Here is a 4,969-nt window from a genome sequence, read left to right on the forward strand (position 1 = left end):
ATCTAGCCAAGTACGGCATAATGGCGGTGAGGAGGGTCAAGAAGAGCGACATGGAGAAGCTCGCCAAAGCCACCGGAGCCAAAATCGTCACCAACGTCCGCGACCTCACTCCAGAGGATCTCGGTGAGGCCGAGCTCGTTGAGCAGAGGAAGGTTGCTGGCGAGAACATGATCTTTGTCGAGGGCTGCAAGAACCCGAAGGCTGTGACCATACTCATCCGCGGTGGAACGGAGCACGTTGTTGATGAAGTCGAGAGGGCCCTCGAAGACGCAGTCAAGGTCACCAAGGACATCATCGAGGACGGCAAGATCGTCGCTGCTGGTGGTGCTCCAGAGATCGAGCTGGCCATTAAGCTGGACGAGTACGCCAAGGAGGTCGGCGGCAAGGAGCAGCTCGCCATCGAGGCCTTCGCCGAGGCCCTTAAGGTCATCCCGAGGACTCTCGCTGAGAACGCTGGCCTCGACCCGATCGAGACCCTCGTTAAGGTCATCGCCGCCCACAAGGAGAAGGGTCCGACGGTCGGCGTCGACGTCTTCGAGGGCGAGCCGGCCGACATGATGGAGCGCGGTGTCATCGCTCCGCTCAGGGTTACCAAGCAGGCCATTAAGAGCGCCAGCGAGGCCGCGATAATGATACTCCGCATAGACGACGTCATCGCTGCCAGCAAGCTTGAGAAGGAGAAGGAAGGCGGCAAGGGCGGCAGTGAGGAGTTCGGCAGCGAGCTTGACTGAAGGCTTTCCCGTCTTCTCTTCTTTCGAACTTTAACTCAGGTCGGTTTTCTATCCTTTCACGGGAATAGATGGCCTTTTAAAGTTTTGAGTCAATTTTAATGTGGTGGTTTCATGGAGGAGATTGAGGCCGTTTATGAGAATGGCGTCTTTAAGCCCCTCAGAAAGCCACACCTCCGCGATCATGAGAAGGTCGTCATAGTGATCAAGGAGAGGGTTGTAACGGGAAAGTTCCTCCAGAGACTCGAAAAACTCAGTAAAACCCTCCCCAAGTTTGAAAACCCCTCCAGATTAATCGAGGAGGGCAGAAGATGATAGTTTTGGACGCCAACGTCCTCATAGATGCACTCTTCGAGGGAAACCCCAAAAGGAGAAAGCTGGCACTGGATTTTTTCAAGCTGGCAGAAGGTAAGCCGGTGTACATCCCAAGGATCTTTATAATCGAGGTATTATCAGTGGCAAAAAGACTCGGCGTGGGAATTGATTACCGAACGTTACTAAGCCTGATTGAGGAGTTTAACGTGAAGGAGGAGAGCGAGCTGTTCAACCTCGCGGTTTATGTCTCCGAGAATGTTCACCCCCGTGCGGTCGATGCCTATTACATAGCAACCGCCATGCTTACGGGGAGTATCCTTGTTTCGAACGACCGGATAATGGTTAAGAACAGCAGAAAAGCCGGTATCGAGGCGTTTTACCTCCTTGAGGAATTCGACAAGTTAAAGGAAAGCTTAGGCGGTAGTTAGTAGTTTCCAATCTCTTCCTCAAGTCTCTTCAGCTTCCCCTTGAACCTTCTAAGCTGAGCGTTGGCGAGGTCTACGATTTTCTCAATGTACTCCTCATCCACCCATAGCTCCCCGTTTTCTCCCAGGGGGACGTCCATCCTCTCGGTGGAGCGTATCTCCACGAGAAGCTTCTTGTGGCTCACGCTCTTGATGTTGGAGTACTTGAAGCCGATACCTATCGCGAGGTTGAGCAGTTTTACGGCATCTTCCATCGTCCTCGCGGCAACGTGAAGAATTGGACCCCTTACAAGAAACCACAGCTGACCGGAGTTGTGCCTCCCAATGGCCTCAAGGACTTCCTCGACGGTAACCTCGCGGTGCCACTTGCCGAGCCAGAGGGAGTTAAGCTTGTCGCCGAAGTGGGGCATCTCCATGACCGAAATCCTTCCGGAGCAGGAGGAGGTGGTAAAGTAGTTGTCGAGGGCGTTGATTTTCTCAAGGAGCGGGATTATGTCGTGATCAACTTTATCCTCGGCCAGGGCCTTTCTGAGGCCTTCCATTGCCCTTGCCTTCTGCTCCTCGAAGTTTTTCTCGTAGAGGAACATCACTCACACCCCCAATTCATTAGTCCCAATCACTGTTCCCCTTTCCCTCACGAACTCAACCAGTCTCTTGTAAGTCGGATGGGCGCTTAAAGTCGAGGAGTCCCCTATCAGAATCAGCTTTCTCTTCGCCCTCGTCAGGGAAACGTTCAGCCTCCGCAAATCCTTCAGGAAGCCGAGCTCGCCCCTCTCGTTTGAGCGGACGAAGGAGAGGACGATGCCCTCCTTCTCCCTCCCCTGGTAGCCGTCAACGGTTTTAACTTCAACCTCCTCCGGCAGGAGGGAGCTTATTAAATCCCTCTGGTCATCGTAGGGGGTAATGACTCCGATCCATTCGGGCTTGACTCCAAGATTTAGGAGTCTCTCCACGGTTTCGGCAACTATTCTCGCCTCAAGCGGGTTTTCTCTACTCTCGCTCCCGCGCCTCTGCCTCTCGAAGCGGTCTTCCCTCGTCGAGGTGTCTATGAAGACGAGGACGTTCTCCGGCTTAAGCACATCACTCCAGAGCCCTTTCGATGCTGGAACTTTGATCCCCAAATCTGCGAGCGTTATGCCCCTGACGCTCTCGTCTGCTACGACCTTTCCCCCGTAGAACTCTTTACTGGGGAACTCCATAAGGCGTTCGTTCATTCTGTACTGCACCGTTAGCATCTCAGACTTGTGGGGATAGCGCTCGATGAGGCCCTCGAAGAGCGTCCTGGAGAGTTCCATGGCCTTTTCACTCAGTATTGTCGGCGGTAGCTGTTTGTGGTCTCCCGCCAAGACGAACCGCTTCGCGCGGTTTATCGGTATGAGGACGCTCGGGATTGTCGCCTGGGTCGCCTCGTCTATAATGGCCACATCGTAGGAGGCGTAGTCAATGACTTCGAGGCCAGCTGATGCGTTGGTGGTTAGAACTACATCGGCTTCCCTTATTATCTCCCTCACTATCCTCTCCTCAAGCTTCCTCGCGTCCTCAAAGGTTTTGCCTACCTGTTCGTTGAGCTTTATCCACTCGGCCATCTCGCGGATTAAACGGGCTGGAACTCCCCTTGTTCCTATTCCCTTCGAGGCCAGCCTGAGAATCTCGCGGTCGCTCAGTCCCCTCCTGTATTTTGGCGCGGGTTTGGTGAAGGTGTCGCGCTTTTCCTTCAGATTCTGCCCTATAACGCGGAGCTCCCTCAACTCGCCGTAGAGCTCGTGCTGGGTTATGAGATAAGCCAAAGTCGTCTCGTGCAGAGCCCTTGAGACCCTGCTTGGATGGCCGACGCGGACGACCTTAAGGCCCGAGTCGACGAGCCTCTCAACGAGGTTGTCGACAGCGACGTTGCTCTCAGCAGTTGCCAAAACCCTGTTGCCCCTCTCAACCTCCTGCCTTATCAGCTCCGCTAAAGTCCTCGTCTTTCCAGTTCCAAAGGGCCCGTGAATCAGGAAGAAGTCGGGACTGCCAAGGGCCTTTGCGATTGCCCTCCTCTGGCTGGCGTTGAGGCTCTTATCGAATGGCTTAAAATCAATGGGTTTGCCCCCCTCAGGCTCGTGTAGGCCGAGGTAAAGCTCCAGCGCTTTCCTCCCGCTCTCTCGCAGGTTGTCGAGGTTCTCCAGCCATCTCCTAAAGGTTATGTCGTTGGCGTAGAGGTCCAAGCGGATGCCCTTAAGGGCCCACTCGGGGACCGTTTCAAGGGCAACCGTGATGAAGCGCTTCCCCTTCTCGACGACCGTTCCCACAAGATCGCTCTTCAGGGGGTCGCGTTTGCTGATTACAACAAGGTCGCCGACGCTTATCTCCGTCTTGATTTCCCTGTCCCTGCCGTACCTCACGAGGAAATAGCCGAGCTCCTCGCCTATTATCTTCCCGTTGAGGTTGAGAACAGCTCTCCCAACCTTCTCCCTCCCCCTCCCAGAGAGGCGCTTCATCTCTAAGCGCATAGCCTCTATCTCTGCCTTTCGCTCAAGCTCCACGAGCCCTTTGAGGTGAGAGATAAAATTTTTAAGTATCGTATCCATTTTTACTCACCAAGTGTTTGTCATAAATACTCATTGGAGGTGAGTTTATGCCCTCTTGGAGAGTTCATAAAAAATGGGGGGAGAAAATATTAAGCTTTTCTTCACGCCAGATTGATGATATGATTGATTATGGGGGTATACCTGGATTACATGATGCAGGAAGGTACAATGAGGGTATATACCATGCAAATATGAAAACCTTAGAATACAACTACCCTGATGAATTGGACAGGGCCTTTAAATATTATATTCTTCATCACATCCTAGATGTAGTTGAGCAGAAACTTGTGAGCTATTTTGCTCGTTCTGGCCATAATATACGCCAATTTGTGATAGAAACGATAAAAAGTTTTGAAATTCCCTGGGATAAGGAAAATGTAGAAAACGTCAAATGGGAGATAATTGAATACTTTGAGAATAACCCTTCCGAGTTGGATGAGCTAATTGTTGACATAATAAAAACTAAAAAGTTTAAACGTAAAGTATACACTGCCTGTAAGAACAAATATCCTTTCATAAAAGAAATGGCAGAGGCATCTGGTCAACGCTGTGTCCAGAAAATTGAAAGAGTACTACAAATTTTTGAGAGATAAAAAGTAGGATAAAGAGAGGTCAGCCCATGCGAGTCTCCTCACCGCTCGGGCGAAACTTCCCTCATCATCCCGGGAAGAATGGGGGAAGGGGGTTAAAAAGGTAGCTAATACAGGAGAGCCAACAACTCCCGATGGAACGACTTCAGGGCCCTCCAGCTGGCCTCGCTGATTTCCCCTCTCCACGAGACGCGCTGGTAAAAGCGCTCAAGCTCATCGAGCAGACACTCGATGTACTGCCTCCTCTGCCCGCCGGCAGGGCCGTTCAAAAGCCTTCCCCGCAGGAAGGGCATCACCTCGGAGGGCCTCCCAAGGGCCGCCCAGAAAAGACCTTCCTTTAGAAT

General features: G+C 52.3%; 7 protein-coding genes. 4 read left to right on the forward strand and 3 right to left on the reverse strand.

Annotation, left to right across the window (positions count from 1 at the left end; translation table 11 throughout):
• The 3 genes from MVC73_RS02190 to MVC73_RS02200 form a co-directional block, all read left to right on the forward strand.
• Window positions 1-731 (forward strand): TCP-1/cpn60 chaperonin family protein (locus tag MVC73_RS02190; protein ID WP_297506464.1); only part of this gene is annotated, 731 nt, incomplete at its 5' end.
• Between the two features lie 111 nt (window positions 732-842).
• Window positions 843-1,043: an antitoxin family protein gene (locus MVC73_RS02195; RefSeq protein ID WP_297506466.1), complete on the forward strand. Its 201-nt coding sequence runs from the start codon at window positions 843-845 to the stop codon at window positions 1,041-1,043.
• Window positions 1,040-1,471, forward strand: a complete 432-nt coding sequence (locus MVC73_RS02200; RefSeq protein ID WP_297506468.1) for a type II toxin-antitoxin system VapC family toxin — start codon at window positions 1,040-1,042, stop codon at window positions 1,469-1,471. Before MVC73_RS02195 ends, MVC73_RS02200 begins: the two co-directional genes overlap by 4 nt.
• Here MVC73_RS02200 and MVC73_RS02205 read toward each other — a convergent pair.
• Complete coding sequence (locus MVC73_RS02205) at window positions 1,468-2,055, reverse strand: hypothetical protein (protein WP_297506470.1); 588 nt, start codon at window positions 2,053-2,055, stop codon at window positions 1,468-1,470. The two genes, MVC73_RS02200 and MVC73_RS02205, sit on opposite strands and share 4 nt — an antisense overlap.
• A gap of 3 nt (window positions 2,056-2,058) precedes the next feature.
• The gene (locus tag MVC73_RS02210; protein ID WP_297506472.1) at window positions 2,059-4,035 is read right to left on the reverse strand and encodes an IGHMBP2 family helicase; all 1,977 of its coding nucleotides are present in this window, start codon (window positions 4,033-4,035) and stop codon (window positions 2,059-2,061) included.
• A gap of 47 nt (window positions 4,036-4,082) precedes the next feature.
• Between MVC73_RS02210 and MVC73_RS02215 the strand changes: the two genes are divergently transcribed.
• A complete protein-coding gene (locus tag MVC73_RS02215) occupies window positions 4,083-4,628 on the forward strand; it encodes a hypothetical protein (protein ID WP_297506474.1) in 546 nt (181 codons plus the stop codon).
• Between the two features lie 104 nt (window positions 4,629-4,732).
• Here MVC73_RS02215 and MVC73_RS02220 read toward each other — a convergent pair.
• Window positions 4,733-4,969, reverse strand: a 237-nt coding sequence (locus MVC73_RS02220; protein WP_297506476.1) for a hypothetical protein, incomplete at its 5' end; no start/stop codon positions are given.

The sequence above is a fragment of the Thermococcus sp. genome (assembly GCF_027052235.1).
GTDB lineage: Archaea > Methanobacteriota_B > Thermococci > Thermococcales > Thermococcaceae > Thermococcus.